Raw genomic sequence first — 24,509 nt, 5'->3', positions numbered from 1 at the left:
CCGTTTCCTAATAAGTAGCTAACTATTTAACATGCGATCATTATAACAAATAATCAGCCGGAGCGCACTCCGGCTAAAACATTAAGAACTTTTTACGCAATATTCGGTATTCCACCACATATCCCACAGCCAGCAGCACCAGCACAATTATACCGCCGGTCTTCATATGGCTAATCTTATCGGTCAAGGCGGCTATTTCTTGATCCCGCACATCTATTTCATGCTGTATTTGCTGTTTTTCATGGGAGAGTTTTTGCTGCTGCAAATTTACATCGGCCTTTTCTTCTTCTAACCTGTGCTTTTCCTTTAATGCATTGGCATAGGCATGGCTTAAGTCATTAACCCTCTGGCTGAGCAAATAGGCCTCGGTACGATCTTGCCTGGGTTTGATGGCGTTGTACATTACCATACCCTTGCCGCCGGTCAGTTTTAAACCCATTAGGTAGGCCAGGGTGGGGCTGATATCAGTGATGTTAACAGGAGGTATAACAGCCCCGACCTTTAGCTGCGGCCCTTTCATTACCAGGGGCGGCTGGCCCAGTGTACCGGTAACAACAATTAGGCTGTTATCAAATATATCCCTGGTGTGCAAGTAGTGCAAAATACGACCCACCTGATTATCGGTGTTGCTCACTTGTTTTAAATATTCATCACTGTTTGCCCCGTGCTCTTCCAGCACCTTCCTCAATTCCGGAAAGATAACAAGATTAAAATAGGTTTCATTTTTACTCAATTGATCAATTACGCTGTCAGCAACCAGTTTATCACTGCCCTTATAGGGGCCCTCTCCGACAAAGGTCAATAGGTCTTTTAAGTGGCCAAATTGTTCACTGCCGTCAAAAAGTGAGCTGCTAATATTTTTTTCTTTCAAGATTGACAGAATGCCGGTGGCATTTTGCCGGTTTGCCGGGTTGTCAGCGGTGAGGATGCTGCTTATTGTTGATTGCGTGTCTTCGGGAAACACCGAAGTGACACTTTCAGCATAAAGGCCGGCGGCTCCCAAACCTTTTATATTTGGTGAAGCGGTTTTGCTTAAAGCACTGGCCTGTAAGCCGTCTGCAATTATTAATAAAACCAATTCGGTATTCTTTTCCGCTTCCGGTAGCTTATTCCCTTCAGGGGACAGCTCCTCGGCAGCGGCTGCGCTGTAAGCAGGCACTGCCACCAACAGCATCATAAATATTGTAAAAATATATATACAATAATTTACCCTTTTATTCACCAGTGATCATCCCCCCATACCGGTATTATGTAATATACATATGGGGAGTTGTCCCAAATATGATACAATTCTACCGCACTTTTCCGACACCGAAAAGCATTAATGGGGTGAACAAGTCTGTCCACCCCACCAAGAGTACCACCGGCCATTATTTCACTGGTGAGTATAATAGCGCTGCTGTTGTTGTCTGCCGTATCTTTGCCTGCCGTACCGCCTGCTACCCCGTTGTGGTTGATGAAAATGTGCCTCATCATAGGACCGGTCAGGGTGCTCAGCTTCAATACCCAGCATATGTTCAATACGGCTAATCCTTAATTCCAAACTGTGGTAGTCATTTTCATGGGTGTAACCCATGCTGTCGGCAAATTTATTTCTGGTGTGGCGCCCTTTATCCACCAGCTCATTAAAAAAACGTTTGATTTCCTCGCTGTTCATTTCCCCCTTTTCAGCCAGTTCATCTATTAATTTTTCTGCTTTCTCTCTAGTCACAGCCAATGCACCCAGACCGGCCATGGCAATTTTTCTAGACATATCCATTTTAATCACCTCCTGATATTCTATAACAACAGTATTTCTCCAGAAAATAAGATCATACTTGATAAAACTAGTCAAAATATACCAAAGGAAATTTTATCCATTTATAGAATTGAAGTTCCAGGGGGTGATTGTATGCACTTAGCCCTTGATGAGCTTTTAAAAAAATCCAAAGAATTTCGCAGGCAGCTGCTGCAAATTAGAAAGCTGCTGCCGGATGAATTAACCTTTGACCGGCTGCTGGTGTTGGTATGTATGGGTAAAGGCGGCTTTCTACCGCTGGTGGCCTTACCTAATCATGCCACCATGGAGTTAATATGTAAGAGCACCGAACTGTTTGAAGAAATTTTACCTTATCTTGACCAGCAATTCATTTATAATTGCATGGATGAAGGCACAAAATCTGAAATAATGCAGTCTATTAACACCATCCGTCATAGTAATATCTCTAAAACGGTGCGGGATGAGCATTACTACAAGGCCCTTACCATCTTATTTCAAGTTATTTATGAAACAATATCACCCAGCAACAATTTGTGGGAGGAGTTTACCTATCGCCTGGTGGCCCATTGGAACACCGTAAACAGAGAGTTTATCCAATCAATCCAGCAGCAAATATAAAAAGCCCTGTTTTGTGCACAGGGCTTTTGGTGCGGTGAAGAGGACTTGAACCTCCACGGGCGTACACCCACTAGAACCTGAATCTAGCGCGTCTGCCAATTCCGCCCCACCGCATGGTATTAGTTTTTATTAGTTTTGGTGCGGTGAAGAGGACTTGAACCTCCACGGGCGTACGCCCACTAGAACCTGAATCTAGCGCGTCTGCCAATTCCGCCACCACCGCACTATGTTTAAGTGACAAGTTTTATGGTAACACAGTATCTATTAGTTGTCAATATTATAGCGGTAATATATATATTATAACAGACCTGCCAGGCCTGTGCCACTACCGCTGTCAGCAACCGCCTCCCCTAATTACGGCTACAATTAAAGTTCCTAGGCCTATCCCCATCAGTATTGAACTTGCAGTTTGTCCTAAATCTAATAAAACGGAAGCGGCAATCGCCGCACAACCCACGCCCATCAAAATTAGTTTATTTGATTTCATTCCCATCCCCCTACCAAACATTTAATAAATTATATCAAATTAAGAGGATTACTACCAACTATCTTTATCCTATATTTTATTATATTTTAAGGCATACTAAGTTAACAAAACTTAGGGAGGTTGTTTTTATGCCCAGACGTGTTAAAGGCATCTTGAAAAAGGCCGGCAGCGGCGAACCCGCAGCCGAAACCGCTCAATATGGTTACCGCAATCCCTGGGATACAGGGAAGGCTTCTTACTATAAGCGCCTGTATAAAACTAAAGGGGTTAATCGCCCCAGTACTTAGGTGAAATTTAAAAAGCAGCTCAATCTAGAGCTGCTTTTTTGGCTGGGGTGGCAGGATTCGAACCTACGCATGGCGATTCCAAAGACCGCTGCCTTACCGCTTGGCTACACCCCAATATCTATTTTTTTGGTGGAGGAGGTAGGATTCGAACCTACGAAGTCGTCCGACGTCAGATTTACAGTCTGATCCCTTTGGCCACTCGGGAACTCCTCCGATATTAACTGGTGACCCCTACGGGATTTGAACCCGTGTTACCGCCGTGAAAGGGCGGTGTCTTAGACCACTTGACCAAGGGGCCGTGCATCACCCGATTGCCATGACGATTGTTATTTTAACAAAACATATGCCTTGCTGTCAAGACAGTTTGTGTAGAAATAACGACAGTATTCAGTTTTTAGCCGGTCAAGTGGTCCGACATTAGTATTTAGCCAATAGGGGCAGCATAATACTTGGCATATATTAGTATTTTGTCTAAATGGGCACAGGCAATGATAAAAAAGCTCAGTCAAACCACTGCCAAAAGATAAATAAAAGAGACGAAAATTAAAAAATTCTCGTCTCTTTTACACTGGTCGGGATTGAGGGATTTGAACCCCCGGCTTCCTGCTCCCAAGGCAGGCGCGCTACCAAACTGCGCTAAATCCCGCCATCTTGTTTTGCACACACTTCATTGAACGCAAGTATTATAATAGCAGAAAGCTCAACAACTTTCAAGCCCTTTTTAATATTTTTATCACTGCCCAAAATTATACCATGGGCCGGCACGGCACTCCCCGTAAAAAAAAGTCCAGCAAAAGCTGGACGGGGAGAGATAGAACTCACCAAAGCGGAGTAACTATAATTTGCGCCTGTTAAGAGCTTTTTATACTATAATTTCACTAAAATTTGAGTAATGAGCAGTTTTTGTTTGTGCAATAGTTCAATTCTTGCAATATCAACCATTTTCTTTATTTGACATTTTAAAGTGATATTTAATATAATTCAATACATAAGTGTCTTTTAGCATGCTAACTAGGAGTGACCGAATTGGCTCTATTAAGTAGTTCACTAATTGGGATGAATATAAGAAAGGCCCGTATGAATAAATCAGCAGAGATAGGCTTCGGTTATACGAAAAAAATGCTTGCCGACGACCTAAACGAAAATGTGCATATAGTCAATGTATTGGAGTCCGGCAGGTTCTATCCCGACTATGAACACCTGCAAAAAATCTCTAAAATATGTGGGGTGACCATGGAGTTTTTGGTAGGGGAAGAGTTTGAAGGGGCTGACGATTACTATAAGGCTATCCACGAAGCCACCAAAGACAATGCATGCAGTATAACAAGAGAAAATAAACGCTACTGATAGCATTACCTTGCCGCTCTGTTCAGAGCGGTTTTATAATATTTGGGTGGTTTAATCTACCTGACGTAAAAATTTGTTTTTAGGATATACATAATAATTAATGGGAGTTTGGAACAGGAGGATGTAAAATGAGTAATTTCAAGGCATTTCTATTAATGGGCCTGCTGAGCATCTTACTGGTGCTTTTGGGCAACGCCATTGGCGGGCAAACCGGGGCATTAATATTTTTGTTAATATCCTTTGCTTTAAATTTTTATACCTATTATAACAGTGATAAGGTAGCAATTAAAATGACTAATTCAAAACCCATTTCGGAAGAACAGGCCCCTCAACTGTATGCCATGGTGCGCAACCTTGCTGATCGGGCCGGTTTACCAATGCCCCGCTTGTATCTCACCCCATCTCCACAGCCCAATGCCTTTGCCACCGGACGCAATCCGGAAAATTCTGCGGTGGCAGTGACAGAGGGGTTAATAAAAATGCTTAACCGGGAGGAACTGGAGGGGGTTCTTGCCCACGAGCTGGCACATATTAAAAACCGTGATGTTCTTGTGGGCACCATTGCTGCCAGTATGGCCGGTGCCATTACCATGATAGCCAATATGCTGCAGTGGACGGCATTTCTTGGCGGCTTTGGCGGTAATAATGAGCAGGGCAACAATCCCTTTGGTTTGCTGTTTGTAGCCATATTGTCTTCATTGGCCGCCACCATCATTCAATTGGCCATATCCCGTTCCAGGGAGTACGGCGCCGATGCCGAAGGGGCTGCCATTGCCGGCAATCCCCATGGCCTGGCCAATGCACTGCTGAAGTTAGAAGAGGCTGCCCGCCAAATCAGGATGGAAAAGGCAAACCCTGCCGCTTCTCACCTCTTCATCGTCAACCCGCTGGCCGGCGGCAGCATAACCAGGCTATTTAGCACCCACCCGCCAATTAAGGAACGGGTAGAAAGACTAAAACAAATGGCTTAATGCGACAGGGCCTCCTGTCGCATTTTTTCTAGGCTTGTACCCTTGCTATATACACCATATCGGTACGCACCTTGCCATATTTATTTCCGGATGCATTGCGCACATTGAAATATTCTTTACGGTAGGCTATCCCGTTAGTTGACTGTTGACTTGACCAGTAATGAATACCAATGATACGTCCCTGGGCATCCCTTATCCAATCCATGAGCACCACCGTGTGGCCGGTGCCGTTTTCTCTGCTAAAGTCCACAAAGTCCCCGGGGAGGGCATCTTCAAGATTGTCAATTCTTCTTCCCAGGCCATACCTTTCCACTGCAACGGCAATGTTGCTGTTGGCCTTATTACCGCTGGCCACATACCAGGTGAGTAAAAAATCTTGTAGTTGCTTGTAGCTTAAGCCATTAAAGTTATTGGGATCCAGGCCCAGGTCTTTGTTTCTCTGTTGCATTGCCTTGAAGAATACTTCAAAGGTAATGCCGGAACAATGGCTGGCCCTGTTGCCGCTGGGATGGGCCCGGGCCAGCACCTGGCCCTGATATTCCAAGGTGGTGGTTACACCGTTATAATTCTGGTAGTCGTTATTTAGTAGGTAAGGGTAGCTTCTGCCTTGATATGTATTGATGATCTTCAGCACATATTGGTTAAAAGCAGGTAGAGCCAGATCATTAATCGCCTGCACTGCCTTTTCTTGCGGCTCCGGTTCTTGTGTCAGTTCTTGTTCAGGCTCTTCTTCCCTTTTTTCTTCTGTTGCTTCTTCTTCTATTTCTTCCTCAGCATCCGCAACTTCTTCCTCATGCCGATCATCCACAGTGTCCACAATGGTTACACCCCTATCGGCAGTGGTCATATCATCAACTTCCGGTTCACTGTTAATTGGATGGGCCCCGGTGATTAACATCAATGCCACAGCCATTAAAAGTATTTTGCCGTAGTTTGATGCACCAAACATTGTGTCTTGATACCTCGTTTGTTAATTAATTGTTACAGCTATATAAATTCTAAAGTAAGCGGCATTTCCCTGCTGGCAGATTTATGTAAATTAAGCCCAGGCAAACCATTTGGCTCGCCTGGGCTTAATCTCCCTTTGCATGATTAGAAGTAAAGATCCCTTTGGCCCTGCTCTATTAACTCCAGCCTTTCTTCGGTGAGTTTGCGAATTTTATCGTTGCTTATTTCTTCCAGGTGTTGTTTAATGGTCTCTTCTCCCACCTTTCTGGTTTCAGGGGAGGCATAGTCCATTAGGTATTCCTTAAAGGTTAATAAGGCGTTTGGCTGACAAACATTTTGTATCTCTCCGGTTTTAGCCAGCGACATAAAGCGATCTCCGGTACGGCCCTGGCGGTAGCATGCGGTGCAGTAGCTGGGTAAAAAGCCTGACTGGCACACACTGCGCAGCACCTCATCGGGGCTGCGATTGTCTTCCACCGCAAATTGAGGCCTCTCTTCTACTTTACAGCCACAGTTTTTCTTCTCCGCTTCCTTTTTATAGCCGCCCACACCGGTGCAGGAGCCGGCACTAATTTGGGAAATGCCATAATTTAGCAGTTTATCCCTGGTCTGCTGGGTTTCCCTGGTGGATAAAATTAAACCGGTATAGGGAACTGCCAAACGCAAAATAGCCACAATCTTTTCAAAAGTTTCATCTGATACCAAGTGTGGGAAGTCCTTTATAGATACCCCCACAGCCTCCCGCAGCCTGGGCACTGAAATTGTATGGGGACCTACGCCAAACTTTTCTTCCAAATGCAGTGAATGATATATCAGTCCCAAAACTTCATACTTATAGTCATACAAGCCGAAGAGGGCTCCAATGCCCACATCTTCTATCCCTGCCTGCATGGCCCGATCCATGGCTGTGGTGTGCCAGTCGTAGTCCATTTTCGGTCCACTGGGATGCATTTTTTTATAGGTTTCCCGGTGATATGTTTCCTGGAACAAAATGTAGGTACCAATGCCGGCTTCAAGCAGGCGGGCATAGTCTTCCACTGTGGTGGCCGCAATGTTTACATTTACCCGGCGGATGCTGCCGTTGTTTAATTTCACCTTATAAATGGTATCAATACATTCCAGGATGTAATCAATGGAACATTCGGTGGGGTGTTCCCCGGCTTCCAAGGCCAGTCGTTTGTGACCTAACTCCTCCAGGGCCTTGACCTCTTCTGCCACCTCTTCCATGGTAAGCTTGCGGCGCACAAATTTATTATCCCGCCTGTAGCCACAGTACACACAGTTGTTAATACAGTAGTTGCTTACATACAAGGGAGCAAACAAGACCACCCGCTTGCCGTAAATTTTATCTTTTATTTCACTGGCAGCGTCAAACATTAACTGCACCAGTTCCTCATCTTCCGTTTGCAGCAGGGCGGCCACCTCACCGGGGGTAAGTCCCTTGGCCTTGCGTGCCCTTTCTATTATTTCTTTAACTTCCTCCTTGGATAAAACCTTGGCCGCTTCTAAGTCCTTATATATCTTCTCATCATTGATAAAATCCGCCGCCTGCCATTGCTTTTCCAGTAAATTTACTGCCATAATTATCCCTACCTTCCTCCGGTCATCCGGATAAATTTAAATGGATATTTGAAACCGCTCCTTGGGGGAATCTCCCCTGTCCTGGGCCACTTCCCTGCCCACCTCGCGGATAATGCTTATAATATTTTCCAGTGATTGGCGGGGCTGCTCTGTTGAGCCCGCCTTGTTGGGGTAAATTTGGTACAGCTGTCTGTACTCCAGCGGGGTAACGTTAGGCATAATTACATTTGCCCCGGCATTCAGAGCCATATGCCTTCCCCTGGGGTGCAGTGTCCCTGCCGCAGTGGTGGCCGGCAGGTGTGTTTGGGGTAGCATCAGCCTGGTCACCGCTAAAGCCTTAAGGGTTAGCTGCAAATCACCGTGGGGGGCACCGGCCAAGGGCGTCTGGTCATGGGGAATAAAGGGCCCGATGCCGGCCATCTCAACATCTAATTGTTTCAGCAGCAAAATATCATCGGCCAGTGATTCAATTGTCTGGCCCGGCAAACCAATAATGTTACCGGAACCCACTTGAAAACCTGCTTCATTAAGCCACTCTAAACACTGTATGCGTCTGTCAAAATCAGTGCCGGGCCGCAGTTTGTTAAACAAATTGCGGTCGCTGGTCTCATGCTTTATTAAATACCGATCTGCCCCGGCAAAACGCAAGAGGTAGTACTCCGCCCTAGACCGTTCACCTATGCTTAACGTAACCGCCACATCACCCATCTTTTTAATGCCGTAAATCATTTTAGCTATGGTGCCCACATTATACCAGGGATCTTCCCCTGACTGCAGCACAATGGTACGGAAACCCATTTCCAAAGCCTGCCGGGCGGCATCCAATACCTGCTCCACCGTCATGCGGTAGCGGTGTATGTCCTTATTGCTGCGACGCAACCCACAATAATAGCAATCATTTTTGCAGTAACTGGAGAACTCGATTATACCCCTTAGGTGCACCCCGTTGCCATGGTACCGCTGCCGCACCTGATCCGCCCTTTGAAATAAGAGCTGCTGTTCATCACCCGGTGCCGCATTCAATAAGGTGACCACATCTTCTTTGGACAAATCATGTTGTAATACTGCCTTTTTCAAAGCTGATTTAAACTTGTTATCCATTCATGAGCCCTCCTTTAGCAATCCTTTGTGTGGTTGTGTGAGCAATACCGCTACAACTGCCCTGCCAGATTGGGGAAGGGTGACAGGGACCGCTTTAAAATACCGTGCAGATGGGCTATTGCCACTCCATAATTCACTATGGGTACCCCGGCCTCCTGTACCTGCATTAGACGGGACAGCATCTCCCGGCGGTTAGTCATACAGGCCCCGCAATGCAGCACCAGTTTATATTCCGCTAAGTTGTCCGGGAAATGGCTACCGCTCACCCAGTCAAAGTGCAGTTCACCACCCACATGCTTGCACAGCCAATTGGGAATCTTAACCGTACCAATGTCATCCTCCACCCGGTGATGGGTACATGATTCTGCCACCAGCACCTTATCACCGGGTTTTAAATCATCAATGGCCTTGGCTCCCGCCACCAACATTTCCAAATCCCCTTTATAGCGGGCAAAGAGAATGGAAAAGGAAGTAAGTAATATATCCGATGGGGTATCGGCATCTGCCTTTTTAAATACCTGGGAATCAGTTACCACCATTTTCGGCTTCACTGCCAAATTGGCCAGCGTTTGCTTTAATTCAGTATCCCTGGCCATCACCGCAATACCACCGTGGTCCAAAATGTCCCTTATGGTTTGCACCTGGGGCAGTATCAGCCTGCCCTTGGGGGCTGCTAAATCCAGGGGCACCACCAGCACCACTGTGTCCCCCGCTTGCAGCAAATCACCAATGATACTTTGGTCATCCCATTTAGAGGGAGCATTTTTAACAATACTGATTTTTAAATCCTTAATTCCCTGACCGGTGCGGGCACTTACCTCCACCACCGGCACATCTAATTCAGCTTGAAAAGCAGCAAGATCTATCTTGTTGATTACCGCCACAAGCGGCAAATTTTTAGCCTTACACCGCTCTATTAAATCAAGGTCGTATTGGGTCACCCCCCGGGTAGCATCTATCACTAACAGCACCAGGTCTGTTTTATTTAACACTTCCATTGACTTTTTCACCCGCAGTTCACCAAGGTGACCCACATCATCTATGCCGGCCGTATCAATAATTACCACCGGCCCCACCGGCAGCAATTCCATCGATTTGTATACCGGATCAGTGGTGGTACCGGGCACCTGGGATACCAGTGCAATTGACTGATTGGTTAAAGCATTGATTAAACTGGATTTGCCGGCATTTCTGCAGCCAAATATGGCTATATGCAACCTGTTACCCCTGGGGGTGTCTTGCATAGTAATCACCGTCCTCTTTTTATCCTTTTATGAGATAGTTTTATTGCTCAATGCAGACTTCACCTGAACCCCCTTGATGTTGCCCAATCTTCCGGTCAGCGAACCGATTTGATCTGTGGTACCCTCCACTATTAAGGAGATCACACTTAATTCTTTATCCCGATATGGTACCCCCATCCGTCCAATGACCAAGTCCCCAAAATCACTGAGGATATTATTAATTTGCGCAGCCTTGTTGCGGTCTTCCACCACAATGCCCACCACGCCTATTCTGCGAGCCATAAATACCCCTCCTAACAAGATTGGAAAATACAAAAGCGCCCGCTTTCCTAAGGAAACGGGCGCACTAATGGCGGTAAACAAGGCAATGCCATACCAATATACGGTATAAAATGCATTACTCTCTCACCGGTGCACCCCTTGGCTCAGGCCTAGGCCCTTCCCTTAGGGAACTACCTAAATTGTCTCACCCTTGGATGCAGATAACCCCGCATTCCTCAGGTTGTTACACCCATTATATCCGGCATTTGGCTATTAAGTCAACAGCAAATATCTTAATTTACTGAAAATTTAATAAGAAAACTTCTCCAATTTTGCATATTTTAGCTTTGTAGAAAGGATTCTCCATAACTAATGTCGAAAAATAGTTTTATTACCTTGCATATTATACTAAGCCATTACCACAGGGCACAATGGGTCACTGGGGTAGTGGTTCGTTAAGCGGCCAACCAATTTTTAACGTTATAAAGGGGGCATTACAATGTCGGTAGCAATAAGCGAAGGGCAATTGGTTGTATTTCAATTGAGCGACCAAAAATACGCACTGCCCATTGAAGAAACTCAAGAAATTATACGTATGACCGAAGTTACACGTATACCCAACGGCAGCTACTATTTAGAAGGAATTATCAACCTGCGGGGCACTATTTTGCCGGTGATCAACCTAAATCGCCGTCTGGGTTTACCCGAAAAAGAAGCAGACGAAGAAACCCGCATTATGGTGGTGGAAAATAAAGGCCAAAAGGTTGGTATGATAGTAGACTGTGTACTGGAAGTGGGGCGTTATTCCGAATCAGAAATCGAGCCTCCCACCTCAGTGGGCGACAACATGGACTTTTTGCGAGGCGTAGTAAAGAAAGACGACCAGCTGTGGCTGCTGTTAGATCTAAATAACGTATTATAACTGCACACAAAGAAGCCCTTAAACCCTTGGATTGCAGGGTTTAAGGGCTTCTTCACCCTGCATTGCAGTCCCTAAATATACAAAGCTTTTTCTTGATAATTTTTTTAAGAGCAATTATAATTACAATTATTACAAAATGTGCCTTATGACTTGTGCGCAAGGTCAACGGCATGGGGGGGTACAATGGAATATCTATTCCTTCTAGGAGGGTTATTCCTCTTTTTATTTTTTGTTGTGAATTATATTTCCCAAAAACTACGGTTTCCGTCTTTGCTGGCCTACATGTTTTTGGGAATAGGATTGGTGCATTTTCTATTTGAAAAAGAAATCTTTGCCCTCGAACATGTTGCTAACATAGGCATCGTTTTATTGTCTTTTTCTTTGGGATTACAATTTCCTTTAAATCGACTCCTTAATATATCAAGAAGAATATGGCGTGTGGGAATACTGGATATAGTATTAAATTTTGGTGTAAGCTTTGTTTTAGCATACATCTTTGGCCTTAATTTAATGGCTGCACTGATTATTGGAGGGGTGGCTTATGGTACCAGTTCTTCAATAACAGTAAAGGTGACCGAAGAAACCAAGCGTTCTAACACTCCGGAGTCTGAATTCGGTCTGGCACTTTTAGTATTTGAAGACCTGTCCTCACAAATATTGGTATCTGTATTAACCGGGCTGATTATTTATGAGAGTATTACAGGAACACTGTTATTGGGTATATTGCTAAAGGTGGCATTACTTTCCGCAGCTGCCATATTAATTGCCCACTATGTATTTAAAAGACTGGATCTGTTTTTACAGCACTATATGTCAACGGACTTTATCCCCTTGTTTGCTGTCTCTGTGGCCTTTATCTGCTCAGGGGTGGCAATTTATTTGGGACTTTCACAGCTCTTAGGAGCTTTTTTAGCAGGAGTAATGCTCTCTGAAACCGGTACTTCTAAGCAACTACAGAAGATAGTTGTACCAATGAAAGACCTGAGTCTGCCCTTTTTCTTTTTCTGGTTCGGCACAACAATCTCCTTTGGACAAGGCGGTGTCCCCCTGGCACTGTTAACACTTTTAATTATCTGGGGTTTGGTGGGCAAATTTTTAGTCGGCTATTACGGCGGAAAAATGTATGGTCTGTCTTCTAAAGGGGCCATTAGATGTGGATTCTCCTTTTTTCAAAGGGGAGAGTTTTCTGTAATTATAGCAGCTTTAGCAGAACCTGCACTGAGGGCTTCGGCAGGTATTTACATAATAACAACATCGTTAATAGGAGTGTATTTATTTAAAAATGCACCTAAAATAGCAAACTTATTATATAAAAGCCGCAAACAGAAATAAATACCATTTAGAGGGGTGTTCACTTGCATATCATAGTTGTAGGCGGAGGGCAAGTAGGTTCTGAACTGGCCAGAAACCTAACCGAAAAGGGTCAAAGGGTAATTGTTATTGAGAAGGATCCTGAAAAAGCTACTCAACTAACAGAAGAGTACGGTATACTGGTGCTTAATGATAATGGTGCCAGCATAGATGTTCTTAAAAAAGCCAAAATTAAGACAGCAAAAATGTTAATAGCGGTTACTGAAATGGACGAAGTAAACATTATTGCCTGTATGCTGGCTAAAAAATTTGATGTTCCAATTACAGTGGCCAGAGTTCGAAATCCTGAATGCGCTGTGGATGCCACTGCAACAGGATTTACAAATGAACAGCTGGGAATTGATTTAATAATAAATCCCGAAAAAACCGCGGCATATGAAATACTAAAAATGCTTCACTTTCCCGATGCCACTGAAGTGGAGTACTTTGCCCAAGGCCGAGTTAAAATGATTGCCACAACTGTCAGTTCAGAGGCGGGGATTACTAATATTCCCCTGGAGGATTTATCAATGCCTTCAGGTTGTATAATCGTCGGCATTAAAAGAACTGACGGAAAGTTTATTATTCCCAATGGAAAAGATGTGGTAAAAGCCGATGATAAGGTTTACATCATCGGCAGTGCAGATGTAATACGCAAAGCAAGTTGGCTACTACACCATGAGGAAATTCGAATTCATAAGGTATTAATTCTAGGCGGGGGTAAGATTGGCTTTGAACTGGCCCAGCTTTTAGAAAAAGATCATGAACACTCTTTTTTAGTAAAATTAATAGAAAAAAATCCATTACAGTGTGAGAAATTACACCGTCATCTCACAAAAACCTTTGTGTTGCAGGGTGATAATACTGACCTTTCTTATTTTAACGAAGAAGAAATAGGGGATGCAGACGCTTTAATTTGCGTAACAGGGGATGACAGAACAAATATCATAGCTTCAGTTATGGGCCAAAAATTGGGTGTAAAAAGAATTATTTCTGAAATTGAATTAATAGGCTATCATTCGATATACTCCTCAATTAATATTGAGGCTGCCATTAATCCTCATATAACAACTGCAGCACAAATTTTGCGCTATACAAGAAAAGAGGATGTTGTGTCACTTGCTCTTTTAAAGGATGAGGAAGCTGAAATAATTGAGCTGATTTTGCCTAAAACTGCATCTAAGGTAGGAAGAAAATTAGCCCATTGTGCTTTTCCCAAGGGAATGCTGATCGGTTCCATCCTGCGGGATGATAAAGTAATCATACCGTCAGGGAATACTGTTTTAGAAGCCAATGACAGCCTGGTTATCTTTGCAATTCCAAGCATAAGCAAAAAATTAGAGAAGTACTTTGCTTAAGCTGTTCCCGGCAAGCCTCAGGAGTTTGATTGCTCCTAGGGCTTGCCCTGTCTTTTTTAGGCGACCTCCCCACCATCCAATTTACAAGGGAGCCCTGTTAATTCAAACTTTCTTCTATACTGACGGCCCTTATACTTGTGTGGTTATTATTTTTTTTGCCTGGGCAGCATTTTCGTAAAAAATGTTGCCCAGGACAACAGTATCCACCAGTGGGTAAACTGCCTGCAATTGTTCCGGGCTTTTAATCCCGCCCCCATATATCAAATGAATCTTTTTTGTCACCCCAGCCACCTTCTTAATTAATTCTAAATCACCAAAGCTGCCGCTGTATTCTATGTATAAAACAGGTAGGCGGTATATGTTTTCTGCCAGCACTGCATAGGCGGCGGCATCCTCGCTATTTACTTTTCCGGTTCCGGTAAGGCGCCCCACCGCTGATTTTTGGTTGCAAACCAAATATCCCTCTGTTACCACCTTGTCCCAATTGATTAGGCCCTTGTATTTTTTAATGGCATTTAGGTGGGCATCCACCAACCAGCGCTTATCACCGGTGTTTAGCACCACCGGAATGAAATGGGCATCAACCCAGGGCACCACAGCCTCTTCATTAGAAATTTCCTGTACTAAGGGCCCCCCATAACCATATTCTCGAAGCTCCTTAATTAGCCCCGCAGTATTATGATAGGTTATTCGCTGTGTGCCCCCAACCATTACCGCGTCAATCATTCCGCCTTTTATAATTTCTAAGGACTCCTCCGGCAGTGTCTTGTCTGGATCCAGTTTGGCCACTAATTTCCAGTCCTTCCAATGCTGATAGCTCCACATGACGAAATCCTCCAATAATTTTCCTGTATATCTTTAATTATACTGTCAAAATTAAAAAGGGAATAACCCTTTTGATGGCCTGGCCACCCTTCCATGCCATGGGCCCACTGAAAAAAGCCTCGGGTAACCCGGGGCTTTAAGTAAGGCTTACAAAGTCTGGTTCAACAATTTAATGCTGTATTTTTCTTTGTCAAGGTAGCTGATTATATTTAAACACCCATAGTCCTGTCCGATGCGAAAAAGGTTTTCCATTGGCATACCTAACAGATGGCATAATATTATGCGGTTTACCCCGGCATGACCAACAATTAGGATATTGCCGGAGGTGGACTGCAAAATATTTTTATATTCAGCCAACACCCGCTCACTACATATCTTAAAACTTTCTCCATCGGGTGGGCAAAAGTTGAAAATATCTTTGCCCCGCTGATCAAATTCTTTGGGAAACCGACGGCGTATTTCATCAAAGCTTTGTCCATCCCACTTCCCCAGGGAAATTTCCCTTAGCCGCCGGTTAACAATCGGCTTGAAGTCATATTCTTCAGCAATTATCTCTGCCGTCTCAATGGAACGCTTTAAATCACTGCAAAAAACAGCACTTAAACCGACGTCCCTCAGCCGGCCTTTTAAACCTTTTGCTTGGGCAATTCCCTCGGCATTGATGGGTAAGTCGATCTGTCCGATAAATCTTTTGCTGCCCTTGTTATCTATTGCCCCGTGCCTAATTAAGTAGATGTTTCTTTGTACCATGCCCAGGCTCCTTAATTATTTTATAACATTTTCCAGTGGTTGGGATATTTTCCTTTCAATCTCTTTCTTGATCTCCATTGCTAGGCATAATCGCCTGCTTACGGCCTCCCTGGCGATGGGATTTGATGAATATCTCTCAATTGAGTGTTTAAATCTCTGCTCCAGGGTAACAGCCTTATCCCTTTTTACCAGTTTATCAGCCAGATAAACAACAGCGGCCTCATCAATGGTAACTTGGCCATCCATCACAATATCCATATGCTTTGCTACAATTTCCGCCACAGCGGGATAGCCCAACTGGCACAGGCGCTTTGCTCCCAGATGGGCATGGTTTTTTTCACCCTTTGCTATATCATGTAGCAGGGCAGCAGACGCAACTAAAGCAAGATCTAATTTATGGCCTGCAGCGTGTAAAGAGAGGGCTATTTTTTCCGCCACCAGGGCCACAGCCCTGCAGTGGCGCAACACCTGCTCCGATACCCTTGACTTGTTTAATATCATTAAACACTGCTCCTCAGTGGGCACTGTATAACTACCAAAGCTTTTATAAAGCCTTAGATAATCCTCGGGTGTATCCAGGTCCTGCAATATTCCCCCATCCTCTACCTCAACATCCACCGCATCAGTTTCAATTTCTTGCAGCAAAGCCCGCAACCCCCCCTCCCCATGCCAGGATAGAATACTATCTTTATATGCTGTGGAAATAAGGGGGGGATGCCCACGTTCGCCTTTAAAACAAGGGTATATAATGCCTGACCGCCCTTTGCTAAAGGTTTCCAGCATGGATATGACAGTTTGTGGCTGCACAAAGGGTATATCCCCGGGTAAAAAGAAAAAGGCCTGCAAGGACGGTTTTAGGCTGGCTACGCCGGCTTTAACGGATGAAAACATTCCTTTGGAGTAATCCCTGTTAAAGACAAGATTAACTCCCAGCGGAGTTAGTACCGGCAACAGTTCTTTAGACCGGTGGCCGGTTACCACAGTCACATCCTCGATGCCCGCCATCCTAAATAAAGCCACCGACTTTTCAATAACCGTGCCTTCACCCAAGGGCAATAGGGGTTTAAAGCTACCCATGCGTGAAGACAAGCCCGCCGCTATAATTAGCGCCGCAATGTTTTTCCCATGGACCATTAACAACGCCCTGCCCGCACCTTAATTAATTCTGCCGTTATGCTGACGGCAATTTCCTCCGGTGTCTCGGCATCAATCTCTAAACCGATGGGACAGTATACCCTTTTAATATCCTCCTCGGAGAACCCTTCATTTAAAAGGGCGCGGTAAATTGTATCCCTCTTTCTCCTGCTACCAATCATACCGATATACCGGGCATTGGTATTGAGAGCCTGGGCCAGCACCGTCTTATCGTGGGCATGCCCCCTGGTTACTATTACCAGGTAACTTTCCTGCTCCAATTGTATGCTTTCAAATGCCCGCTCAAAGTGCTCCACCACCAGCACCTCATCTGCAGTGGGAAAGCGCTCAGAGTTGGCAAACTCTTTTCTGTCATCCAAAACTACCGTTCTGAAATCCACCAGAGTTGTTAATTGGGCCAGTTTCTGTGATACGTGACCGGCACCAAATATATACACCGTGCCATAGGTGCTGACGGGCTCCACCAGAAAACGCTTTTCATTTATATTCAATACTTGCGGGTACCTGTCTGTGGTGCAGCTTGCAAACTTACTTAACCATTCTGCCGGCACCGTAAAGGTACCAATAAGCGTGCCTTCTTCCTTTACTATAAAAGAATGGCTGCCTTCCATTGCGGAGTCGGCAAGGGGGGTTACCAAAACAATTCTTTTTCTGTTTTCTATGGCCTTGATAATTTCTCGATAGATAGCAAGCAATTGTTCCTTGGAGGCATCCATATATTGAACCAAAACTTCCAGATTACCACCGCAGATCATATCCATATCTGCATCACTGCCCGAAAGGTTAAATTCTTTGGTCACAGCCTTTCTGGTTTTAAAAACTTCCGCAGCCAACTGCTGAACCTTCGCCTCCACCAGTCCTCCGCCGATGGTGCCGATTATGGATTTATCCGCCCTAATAATCATTTTTGCACCGGCGGTGCGGGGGGCAGAACCGGACTGTGCCAGAATGGTGGCCTGTACAAAGCTTTCTCCCCCTTCCAGCAATTGCAACATAGACTGATACAAGCTGTTCATATTAACCTCACCCTTTTCTTAGATCTTTAATGGAACGCTTTGCGGCGGTGTCAGTAAAATGGTTCGGTTGCCGTGAGATGTCTATCTCTAAGTTACCGCTGTCTACCGCCCTTTTGATGGTGGGAATGGTGTTTAAAGCCAATCTGATTTCTTGGCAAATGCTGTCATCAAACTCACTGTTTATTATGGGGCTGATGGTTAACCTATCTTTACCATGGGAACATGATAGGCTGGCCTCAAAATTAAGCAGTGATTGAACCCCGAAAAGGGCCTCATCCAATTGGCCCATGGTCAAAGAGCCACCTGCCAGCTGAACTGTGCCTCTGACACGACCGGTTACCATGCCCATTCTTCTTAATACTGTTCCGCAACTGCATCGGCCGGGCATAAACCTTGCCCAATCGCCGGTGCGGTAGCGGATCAAAGGCATCCCCCTCCTGGTAAGGGTGGTAAAAACCACCTCACCCTCTTCTCCTTCCTCAACCGGTTTAAGGGTAGCGGGATTTATTATCTCAAAGTATAGGTCAGCTTCCCTCAGATGGTATCCGTCCCTGGCTTGACATTCTACCCCGCCCCCAAGCCCCATTTCGGTCATGCCGTAATGGGCATACACCTGGCAGCCCCAGGTTAGCTGCAGCTGGCGGCGAATGGCTTGAGAAACGTAATCAGTGCTGAGAAGTACACTCTTTAGCCTCAGGGGTATACTGCTGCGGGCTGCACCCTTAAACCTTGCCAGGGCCAGCACCTGGGTCGGTATACCCACCAGGGCATTGATGCCTTCCTCCTGCACCACCCTTAGGGTGCGCCCGGCGTCCTGCACCGGGCCGTGGGGAAGGGCATTAACTCCAAATCTTTCTAGCGCCTTTGCCAACAGGTCTCCGACACTGCCCGGCCGGCTGCCCGGCAGCAAAATGAGCACCCTGTCCCCCGGCCCCACCAGGGTGGACATGCCAACACGAAAAAAATCAACTGTTAACTCCTGATCTTCTTTGGTAAAGAACAGTCTCTTTGGCTCTCCGGTGGTGCCGGAACTGTGCAGCGTTACGACCCGGTTAATTTCATCTTGAGAAACGCATAGGAAATGCAGGGGCCTCTTCCTAATATCTTCTGCGGTGGTAAAGGGTAAGTCCTTTAAATCTGCCAGTTTATTTATCTTTCCCCTAAATCCGGCCAGCAATTTTTGATAAAACAAGCTGCGGTTAACTGCCAACTCCAAGGTTTGCTGTACTTTTAACAGTTGGTAACGGGCAATGGTTTCCCTTGTTAACAAGGTGTCAGAAACTCCCAGTTTACCGGCTATCCAGCTATGCAGGGGAGTAACCCTCATTGTCCTTCCTCCTTTAACGGTACAGCGGTTGTCCCTTACTGTTGGTTAAGTTATAGGCACAGAAGGGTATTAGTTTGCCCTGCTGAGACATAACATGGATACAGCAATCCCTAAGCCTTTCTAAATCCAAATTCCAAGCGTCTTGGAAAGCCATGCCGGAAATGCTGAATGAGTGGGTGCGGCTTCTTTCAATAAAAAGGTCCCAAAGGGCAAATTCCCCCCCACTATTAATTAAGGAGCCGGGCTTTTCCTCCGGTGCCGACCAGTACTTGGCCACAAACTTCCTGGCTTTAACAGCTCCCTTTTCGGCCCTTTCTGCCGTACCACAGCATCCCTCATGTTTGGTCCAAGGTCTTAGCTCTCCATGGGGCATCAATATAAAGTTCCCGTGAAAGGAGCAAAGGGCATTTTCACAGCCCGGCGGTTTAAAAGCGTCCATACTAATTCTACCCTTGCTTTGACTTGCTATTTCCTTAATAACCTCCGGTATGGTGATGCGGTCACTGTCGCCGGGCGGTTGGGGATAGCGGCCGAAATAACTGACCGGCTGAAAATGCACCCCCCTGACAGTCGGCAAATAATTAAGGGCCAGGTCAATAATTGCCCCAATGTTATGCAGGTTAACCCCCGGCACCAGCGTGGGTACCAAAACTACTCCGATGTTGTTTTCGGCGCAATGCTCAATGGCGGCTAGCTTTTCCTTTAAAATAGGCCGGCCCCTTAGGGCAGTATAGATTTCATCGTCTGTTCCGTCAAATTGCAGAAATACAGAAGTTAAGCCGGCATCCTTGCATTTTTTCACAAAGGAGGGCTCCTCCGCCAATCGCAAACCGTTGGTGTTTAGCTGGATAAAATTAAAACCCAGGGACCTACCCATGCTGATTATTTCAGGCAAATCATCCCTAACGGTGGGTTCCCCGCCGGACAGCTGAATGTTGTAGGGGCCACCGGCTAAAATTATCTTTTCATACCAACCCTTAATAACATCAAGGTCGGCATCTTTGGTTATATTGTCACCGGCATTGGCAAAACAAAAGGCACAGCCCAAATTGCACCTGGCGGTTATTTCCAGCAATACCGTACAAGAATGCTGCCTGTGATCCGGACATAGGCCGCAGTCAAAGGGGCAGCCCCTTTTGACCTCTGTAAAAGAAACCGGCGGTTGGCTGGGTATTTTGGGTCTGGCCCAATTTTGGTAATCCGGTGACGTCGGGGAGTTCCTCCAAAGAATAGTTTTAAAGGTACCGTGTTCCTGGCATTCTTTAACTAAAAAAACACTGTTTCCATGCATTTCCCTGCGGGCCGGTATTTTTTTTAAACATAGGGGGCATACGCTTGCTGTCTCCATCAAGATTTTTCTGCCTACCTTGGTCACGACCTTGCCTCACTGGGGTTAATTCCATTCTCCAGCAAAATTTCTTTAACCTTATCAAAGGTTCCGGAAACAATGCTGCCACAGCCCACAGACACTGTCTTGTACTGCAGTTCATCGCCTAAAATGTCGGCGCAGTTAATGCCACCGTACTGGGCTCCTATCTCTTCTTTAAACCAGTCAACCAGTTCTGCAACCATTAAGTCAAACCTGTCATGGGGATATGCATAAAAGCCCAAGAGGCAGGCACCACCGGTTAAAGCCCCACAGCTTTCGCCGGAAAAGCCCATGCCACCGGCCAAACCTGCCATGGATCTAACCAAATCGTCATTATTCTTACCCTGGGATTCCAAACCCATTATCATTAAAATTTGACTGCATGAGTAGTTTTGTTGGGCCAGTTCAAACATGCGGAACATTTCATCGGACATGCGGTCAACTCCTCTCCCACTGTTTTTGGGCAACTAACAGAAAGTAGCCCGGCCGGGCCCTTTTAATAATCCCCTGTACACAACAACAGTCAAAGCTTTCGGCGCCTGCCTGCTGCCAAAAATTATTCATGGAACCATAGCTCATAATTATTTTAAAGACCAGCTGTTTTAAGAGATCGGTATGATCCTCCCAAAAAATTAATTTAAAACCCGCCTTCCCCAGCTTTTTTTCTAATTCGTTCCGGGTGGTAGCACCGGTAATGCAGCTGGCCAAGGGCAGTTTGCGCAGTTCAGCGGTTAATTCCCGGTTTTTAATATATAGGTCTGACACAACCAGGTGGCCCTTGTCCTTCAATACCCGGTGGCATTCTTTTAAAACGGCATCAGGGTGCTCTGTTACCGAAAGAGTACACTCAGCAAAAACGCAGTCCATCTCGCCCCCTTTAAAGGGCAGATCTTCTCCCCTTGCCTGGGATATGGGTAAATCAGGCCTTCTTTGCCGGCCCTGGGCCAGCAGAACCTCCGACGGATCTATACCCACGGCCTTATAATTATATTTTTCAATTAAATACTCGACTGTTGCGCCAGTCCCGCAGCCCACATCTAAAATAGCGGCCCCCGGCGCCGGTGCACATATTTCTAAAGCCCTGTCTGTAAGTTGAAAACCGCCGGGTCTGATGCTGTCACCGGTAACCTGACGGACAGCACTTCCCTCATATAACCTGCACATTTTGTCTACCCACATTATGATCACCTTAGCTTATTATTTGTCTTCCAGTGCCTTTTCCACCTCCAGCATTTTACCGGTGGCCAATTCTTCAGGAATAAAAACCATCCCGCATTTAGGGCATTTCAAAAGCTCAATGGGAAACTTATTATTTAAATACATAACCTCAACTTTTCCAAGCTCCATAGGAACGCCGCATTTCATACAATCCAGTGCTATGCTCATGCCTTCACTTCCTCATTAATAACCATCCGGTGGGAATAGGTGTTGTAAACAAGATACCCGTCATCCTGGGGTAAGTACTCAACCCAATAGGTTACACTGACCGGCCTGTGGTAGGCCAAATAGCGGCCGGTATTGCGGTTCAGCATCTTTTTACCCGTCCGCTCAGCGTGTTCGATCACCCTTTGGATATCTTCAACCAGTATCAGTCGATCCTCCATTATTTCCCTTACCTCGTCCGGAATGATTAGCTTAATTTTTTCAAAGGAACTTTTTTCCCCCATGACCTCTTCTCCCCAAACCTCCTTGAGCAGTTTATTCTTCAATCTGACCCTGTTTTCACGGCGCTGGGAGTACCCAGGGCCACGCCTAGCGGGGGCAGAGGGATTCGCCTCTCCATAAATTAAATCCAGCAGATGATAGGTCTTTTTCCCTTTGGCAGCAAAATTGTCGCGGCAAATTGCACAGTAAACAACATAATCGGCAGCACTTTCATTTATCCGGCGTTTCACCACATCATCGGCCAAGCCTTTGTTGGCAAACTGCATCATTCCACCGTAACCGCAGCATTGGGTTTTGTCGCGGCTGGTGGGCAGCTCTTCAATTTGGAAACCCATTTGACCCAGTATTTTACGCACAATTTCGTGAACATGGCTTTCATCCCTACCGGTACAGGCGTCGTGTACAGCAACCACAGTTGACCTTTGCATTCCGCCGGCCTCTGGCAAACCATACCGGTGGTACGCTTCCCATAAAGACATAATTTTAATCTCGGGCAGGTCTTTTTTAAACAAGTGATAACAGGTGGAACAGGCCATTATCATTTTAGGTCTGCCCATTTGCTGCCATTGTTCTTTTATCTTCTGCAATTCCGCCATAAACAAATCCGACCGCCCGGACCATTGGGCCGGCGCACCACAGCAGCGAAGTATCAGCCCAACCCCATCGGAAATATGCTCGGTTAAATAGGCATAGGCCCTCTCCACATGGTCGGGTGCAGAGGCGCTTAACTGGCAGCCGGGAAAAAAGATATATTCACTGCTTTGATAACCCGGCTGATGACGGCTGAGCACACATTGCTCACTGTTGCTGAATTCCATATCCCTGATGGGAAAATCGTGGGCCGAAGGAGGCATCTTCCCTTTTCTAACCATCTCAATTCTGGCCTCGTGGCAAAGCTCACCTAAGTTAAGCCCTTCCGGGCACACCTTCTGGCATAAGCCACATAAGCTACAAGAGTTTATCAAAATGTTAGCCTCATGCCTGCCCTTAACCATTTTAAGGTTATGGTTAATTTGACGAATAAATTTCTTGGGGTATCCCTGAAAATGGGACATGTATTGACATACTTTGACACATTCTAAACACTGGCACTGCAGGCATCTGCCTGCCTCCTCCATGGCCTCTTCCCTGCTGTAAAAACCCTTGTCATTTCCCAACGGCACCGCCGGTAAAGCTTCTACCCCCTTGGTGCTGGTAAAAAGACGGCTTTGGTAAGACCCTTCATTTTCACGGGCAGCAGTCAGCGATACCCCCTGCAAATAACGATCTATGGAAATGGCTGCCCTTTTGCCATCTGAAAGGGATGTTATGGGAGAATAATTGTTAGCATTTCGCAGTGTGCCGCCGGCAAAGACACCCTCGCTCCCTGTGGCAAAGGTGATGGGATCAATGGTAAACTTATCCTCTAAGGGTGACCCCCCTGTGCCCAAATAAACGGCCTGGTATTGGCTGCCTATGGTGTCAAAGGCCAGATCACTTCCCACCTTGGTGTTTAATTCAATAATTACCCCAAGGCTTTTCAATACTGACAATTCTTCATCTATGACATGGGAGGGCAGCATCCACTCCGGAAAATCCCTTACCCTTCCGCCCAATACTCCCTTTTCCTCAAACAGCGTAACTTGATAGCCCTTCTTAGCCAGTTCAAAGGTTGCAGTTAAACCGCTTAAACCACCGCCTATTACTGCCACCCTTTTATTCTTGCTTGGTGCAGGCACTATATTAGGCGGTTTTACCTCACTTAATTGAATGCAGGTTTTCTCCAGGGCAGCTATGGAAAGGGCATCCCCAACCTCTTTGCGTTTACATACCTCTTGGCAGGGATGGTCACAGATTGAACCGATGATTCTGGGAAAGGGAACTGACTTTCTATATATATTCATCGCTTCATCAAAGCGGCCTTTTTTAACTTCCAACATAAATCTTTTTACGTCCACATGAACAGGACAGGCAGTGGTGCAAGCCGGGGGGTGTTCCTGAATACATTTTTCTTCGAACTCAAATATCCGTTTGTGATCCATGTTATCCCACCTCAATACCGCAATAAGTATATAAAGGGCGGACAATATCGTACGCCACTACAATCCAACCATGCCGGTGAAAATAACTTTTTCAATTATGGTAGAGGGCGGGCATGAAGGCCCGCCCTCTACATAGCAAGTTCAGTA

General features: G+C 45.7%; 25 protein-coding genes and 6 tRNA genes. 7 read left to right on the top strand and 24 right to left on the bottom strand.

The genetic code is table 11. The annotated features are described in order from the left end of the window. Window positions 1-73: 73 nt before the first annotated feature. Window positions 74-1,222, bottom strand: coding sequence for an alkaline phosphatase family protein (locus tag BR02_RS0102110; RefSeq protein WP_031513739.1), 1,149 nt, complete (start codon window positions 1,220-1,222; stop codon window positions 74-76). A gap of 153 nt (window positions 1,223-1,375) precedes the next feature. Next, the gene (locus tag BR02_RS15370; protein WP_034638688.1) at window positions 1,376-1,759 is read right to left on the bottom strand and encodes a phasin family protein; all 384 of its coding nucleotides are present in this window, start codon (window positions 1,757-1,759) and stop codon (window positions 1,376-1,378) included. A gap of 132 nt (window positions 1,760-1,891) precedes the next feature. Between BR02_RS15370 and BR02_RS0102100 the strand changes: the two genes are divergently transcribed. Next, the gene (locus BR02_RS0102100; protein WP_031513737.1) at window positions 1,892-2,377 is read left to right on the top strand and encodes a hypothetical protein; all 486 of its coding nucleotides are present in this window, start codon (window positions 1,892-1,894) and stop codon (window positions 2,375-2,377) included. 27 nt (window positions 2,378-2,404) lie between these two features. Here the strand turns inward: BR02_RS0102100 and BR02_RS0102095 are convergent. From BR02_RS0102095 to BR02_RS15365, 3 genes are all read right to left on the bottom strand, one after another. Next, window positions 2,405-2,490, bottom strand: a tRNA-Leu gene (locus tag BR02_RS0102095). 23 nt (window positions 2,491-2,513) lie between these two features. Beyond that, window positions 2,514-2,600: transfer RNA gene (locus tag BR02_RS0102090), tRNA-Leu, on the bottom strand. Between the two features lie 111 nt (window positions 2,601-2,711). Continuing rightward, complete coding sequence (locus BR02_RS15365) at window positions 2,712-2,864, bottom strand: hypothetical protein (RefSeq protein ID WP_157834912.1); 153 nt, start codon at window positions 2,862-2,864, stop codon at window positions 2,712-2,714. A 128-nt stretch (window positions 2,865-2,992) separates the two neighbouring features. Between BR02_RS15365 and BR02_RS15360 the strand changes: the two genes are divergently transcribed. Continuing rightward, window positions 2,993-3,151, top strand: coding sequence for a hypothetical protein (locus BR02_RS15360; RefSeq protein ID WP_157834911.1), 159 nt, complete (start codon window positions 2,993-2,995; stop codon window positions 3,149-3,151). A 39-nt stretch (window positions 3,152-3,190) separates the two neighbouring features. On the opposite strand, the gene BR02_RS0102075 is transcribed toward BR02_RS15360, so the two are convergent. The 4 genes from BR02_RS0102075 to BR02_RS0102060 form a co-directional block, all read right to left on the bottom strand. Beyond that, window positions 3,191-3,265 (bottom strand) — tRNA-Gln (locus BR02_RS0102075). 13 nt (window positions 3,266-3,278) lie between these two features. Further along, window positions 3,279-3,364 (bottom strand) — tRNA-Tyr (locus BR02_RS0102070). A 9-nt stretch (window positions 3,365-3,373) separates the two neighbouring features. Beyond that, window positions 3,374-3,449: transfer RNA gene (locus BR02_RS0102065), tRNA-Glu, on the bottom strand. 271 nt (window positions 3,450-3,720) lie between these two features. After that, window positions 3,721-3,797: transfer RNA gene (locus BR02_RS0102060), tRNA-Pro, on the bottom strand. Window positions 3,798-4,177: 380 nt separating this feature from the next. On the opposite strand from BR02_RS0102060, the gene BR02_RS14665 reads away from it, so the two are divergent. Together BR02_RS14665 and BR02_RS0102045 are read left to right on the top strand one after the other, a co-directional pair. Then, window positions 4,178-4,498: a helix-turn-helix domain-containing protein gene (locus BR02_RS14665; RefSeq protein WP_031513735.1), complete on the top strand. Its 321-nt coding sequence runs from the start codon at window positions 4,178-4,180 to the stop codon at window positions 4,496-4,498. Window positions 4,499-4,626: 128 nt separating this feature from the next. Further along, window positions 4,627-5,469 (top strand): zinc metalloprotease HtpX, encoded by an 843-nt coding sequence (locus tag BR02_RS0102045; protein ID WP_031513733.1) that lies wholly within the window; start codon window positions 4,627-4,629, stop codon window positions 5,467-5,469. Between the two features lie 28 nt (window positions 5,470-5,497). Here BR02_RS0102045 and BR02_RS0102040 read toward each other — a convergent pair whose 3' ends face one another. From BR02_RS0102040 to BR02_RS0102020, 5 genes are all read right to left on the bottom strand, one after another. After that, window positions 5,498-6,418 carry a hypothetical protein gene (locus tag BR02_RS0102040; RefSeq protein WP_031513731.1) on the bottom strand — a complete coding sequence of 307 codons (921 nt, stop codon included), beginning with the start codon at window positions 6,416-6,418 and terminating at the stop codon, window positions 5,498-5,500. A gap of 143 nt (window positions 6,419-6,561) precedes the next feature. Beyond that, window positions 6,562-7,998 carry a [FeFe] hydrogenase H-cluster radical SAM maturase HydG gene (hydG, locus tag BR02_RS0102035; protein ID WP_031513725.1) on the bottom strand — a complete coding sequence of 479 codons (1,437 nt, stop codon included), beginning with the start codon at window positions 7,996-7,998 and terminating at the stop codon, window positions 6,562-6,564. A 36-nt stretch (window positions 7,999-8,034) separates the two neighbouring features. Next, window positions 8,035-9,099 (bottom strand): [FeFe] hydrogenase H-cluster radical SAM maturase HydE, encoded by a 1,065-nt coding sequence (hydE, locus tag BR02_RS0102030; RefSeq protein ID WP_031513723.1) that lies wholly within the window; start codon window positions 9,097-9,099, stop codon window positions 8,035-8,037. A 50-nt stretch (window positions 9,100-9,149) separates the two neighbouring features. Beyond that, window positions 9,150-10,343, bottom strand: coding sequence for a [FeFe] hydrogenase H-cluster maturation GTPase HydF (hydF, locus tag BR02_RS0102025; RefSeq protein WP_031513721.1), 1,194 nt, complete (start codon window positions 10,341-10,343; stop codon window positions 9,150-9,152). Between the two features lie 27 nt (window positions 10,344-10,370). Then, window positions 10,371-10,625, bottom strand: a complete 255-nt coding sequence (locus tag BR02_RS0102020; RefSeq protein WP_031513720.1) for a TM1266 family iron-only hydrogenase system putative regulator — start codon at window positions 10,623-10,625, stop codon at window positions 10,371-10,373. A 478-nt stretch (window positions 10,626-11,103) separates the two neighbouring features. Between BR02_RS0102020 and BR02_RS0102015 the strand changes: the two genes are divergently transcribed. The 3 genes from BR02_RS0102015 to trkA all read left to right on the top strand — a co-directional run bounded on the left by BR02_RS0102015 (window position 11,104) and on the right by trkA (window position 14,234). Beyond that, the gene (locus BR02_RS0102015; protein ID WP_031513718.1) at window positions 11,104-11,526 is read left to right on the top strand and encodes a chemotaxis protein CheW; all 423 of its coding nucleotides are present in this window, start codon (window positions 11,104-11,106) and stop codon (window positions 11,524-11,526) included. A 234-nt stretch (window positions 11,527-11,760) separates the two neighbouring features. Further along, the gene (locus tag BR02_RS0102005; protein ID WP_238442380.1) at window positions 11,761-12,858 is read left to right on the top strand and encodes a cation:proton antiporter; all 1,098 of its coding nucleotides are present in this window, start codon (window positions 11,761-11,763) and stop codon (window positions 12,856-12,858) included. Window positions 12,859-12,881: 23 nt separating this feature from the next. Further along, window positions 12,882-14,234 (top strand): Trk system potassium transporter TrkA, encoded by a 1,353-nt coding sequence (gene trkA / locus BR02_RS0102000; RefSeq protein WP_031513714.1) that lies wholly within the window; start codon window positions 12,882-12,884, stop codon window positions 14,232-14,234. Window positions 14,235-14,363: 129 nt separating this feature from the next. On the opposite strand, the gene BR02_RS0101995 is transcribed toward trkA, so the two are convergent. The 10 genes from BR02_RS0101995 to BR02_RS0101950 form a co-directional block, all read right to left on the bottom strand. Further along, a complete protein-coding gene (locus tag BR02_RS0101995; RefSeq protein ID WP_031513712.1) occupies window positions 14,364-15,059 on the bottom strand; it encodes a geranylgeranylglyceryl/heptaprenylglyceryl phosphate synthase in 696 nt (231 codons plus the stop codon). Window positions 15,060-15,206: 147 nt separating this feature from the next. Beyond that, window positions 15,207-15,809: an alpha-ribazole phosphatase gene (gene cobC / locus BR02_RS0101990; protein WP_031513710.1), complete on the bottom strand. Its 603-nt coding sequence runs from the start codon at window positions 15,807-15,809 to the stop codon at window positions 15,207-15,209. Between the two features lie 15 nt (window positions 15,810-15,824). Next, window positions 15,825-16,943, bottom strand: coding sequence for a DVU_1551 family NTP transferase (locus tag BR02_RS0101985; protein WP_031513708.1), 1,119 nt, complete (start codon window positions 16,941-16,943; stop codon window positions 15,825-15,827). After that, window positions 16,943-17,980, bottom strand: a complete 1,038-nt coding sequence (locus BR02_RS0101980) for an XdhC family aldehyde oxidoreductase maturation factor (RefSeq protein WP_031513706.1) — start codon at window positions 17,978-17,980, stop codon at window positions 16,943-16,945. Before BR02_RS0101980 ends, BR02_RS0101985 begins: the two co-directional genes overlap by 1 nt. 7 nt (window positions 17,981-17,987) lie before the next feature. Next, entirely contained in the window at window positions 17,988-19,307 is a 1,320-nt protein-coding gene (locus BR02_RS0101975; protein WP_031513704.1) for a DVU_1553 family AMP-dependent CoA ligase, read from the bottom strand. A gap of 13 nt (window positions 19,308-19,320) precedes the next feature. Beyond that, complete coding sequence (gene trsS, locus BR02_RS0101970) at window positions 19,321-20,655, bottom strand: radical SAM (seleno)protein TrsS (RefSeq protein WP_031513702.1); 1,335 nt, start codon at window positions 20,653-20,655, stop codon at window positions 19,321-19,323. A gap of 23 nt (window positions 20,656-20,678) precedes the next feature. Further along, entirely contained in the window at window positions 20,679-21,110 is a 432-nt protein-coding gene (locus BR02_RS0101965; RefSeq protein WP_031513700.1) for a DVU_1555 family C-GCAxxG-C-C protein, read from the bottom strand. Between the two features lie 4 nt (window positions 21,111-21,114). Then, window positions 21,115-21,855, bottom strand: coding sequence for a DVU_1556 family methyltransferase (gene trsM / locus BR02_RS0101960; RefSeq protein WP_031513698.1), 741 nt, complete (start codon window positions 21,853-21,855; stop codon window positions 21,115-21,117). Window positions 21,856-21,873: 18 nt separating this feature from the next. After that, window positions 21,874-22,062, bottom strand: a complete 189-nt coding sequence (locus tag BR02_RS0101955; RefSeq protein WP_031513697.1) for a DVU_1557 family redox protein — start codon at window positions 22,060-22,062, stop codon at window positions 21,874-21,876. Beyond that, window positions 22,059-24,362, bottom strand: coding sequence for a pyridine nucleotide-disulfide oxidoreductase/dicluster-binding protein (locus BR02_RS0101950; protein ID WP_031513695.1), 2,304 nt, complete (start codon window positions 24,360-24,362; stop codon window positions 22,059-22,061). Before BR02_RS0101950 ends, BR02_RS0101955 begins: the two co-directional genes overlap by 4 nt. Window positions 24,363-24,509: the final 147 nt, after the last annotated feature.

Source organism: Desulfofalx alkaliphila DSM 12257, from assembly GCF_000711975.1.
Classification (GTDB): Bacteria; Bacillota; Desulfotomaculia; order Desulfotomaculales; family Desulfohalotomaculaceae; genus Desulfofalx; species Desulfofalx alkaliphila.
This window is presented reverse-complemented; position numbering and strand designations above follow the sequence as displayed.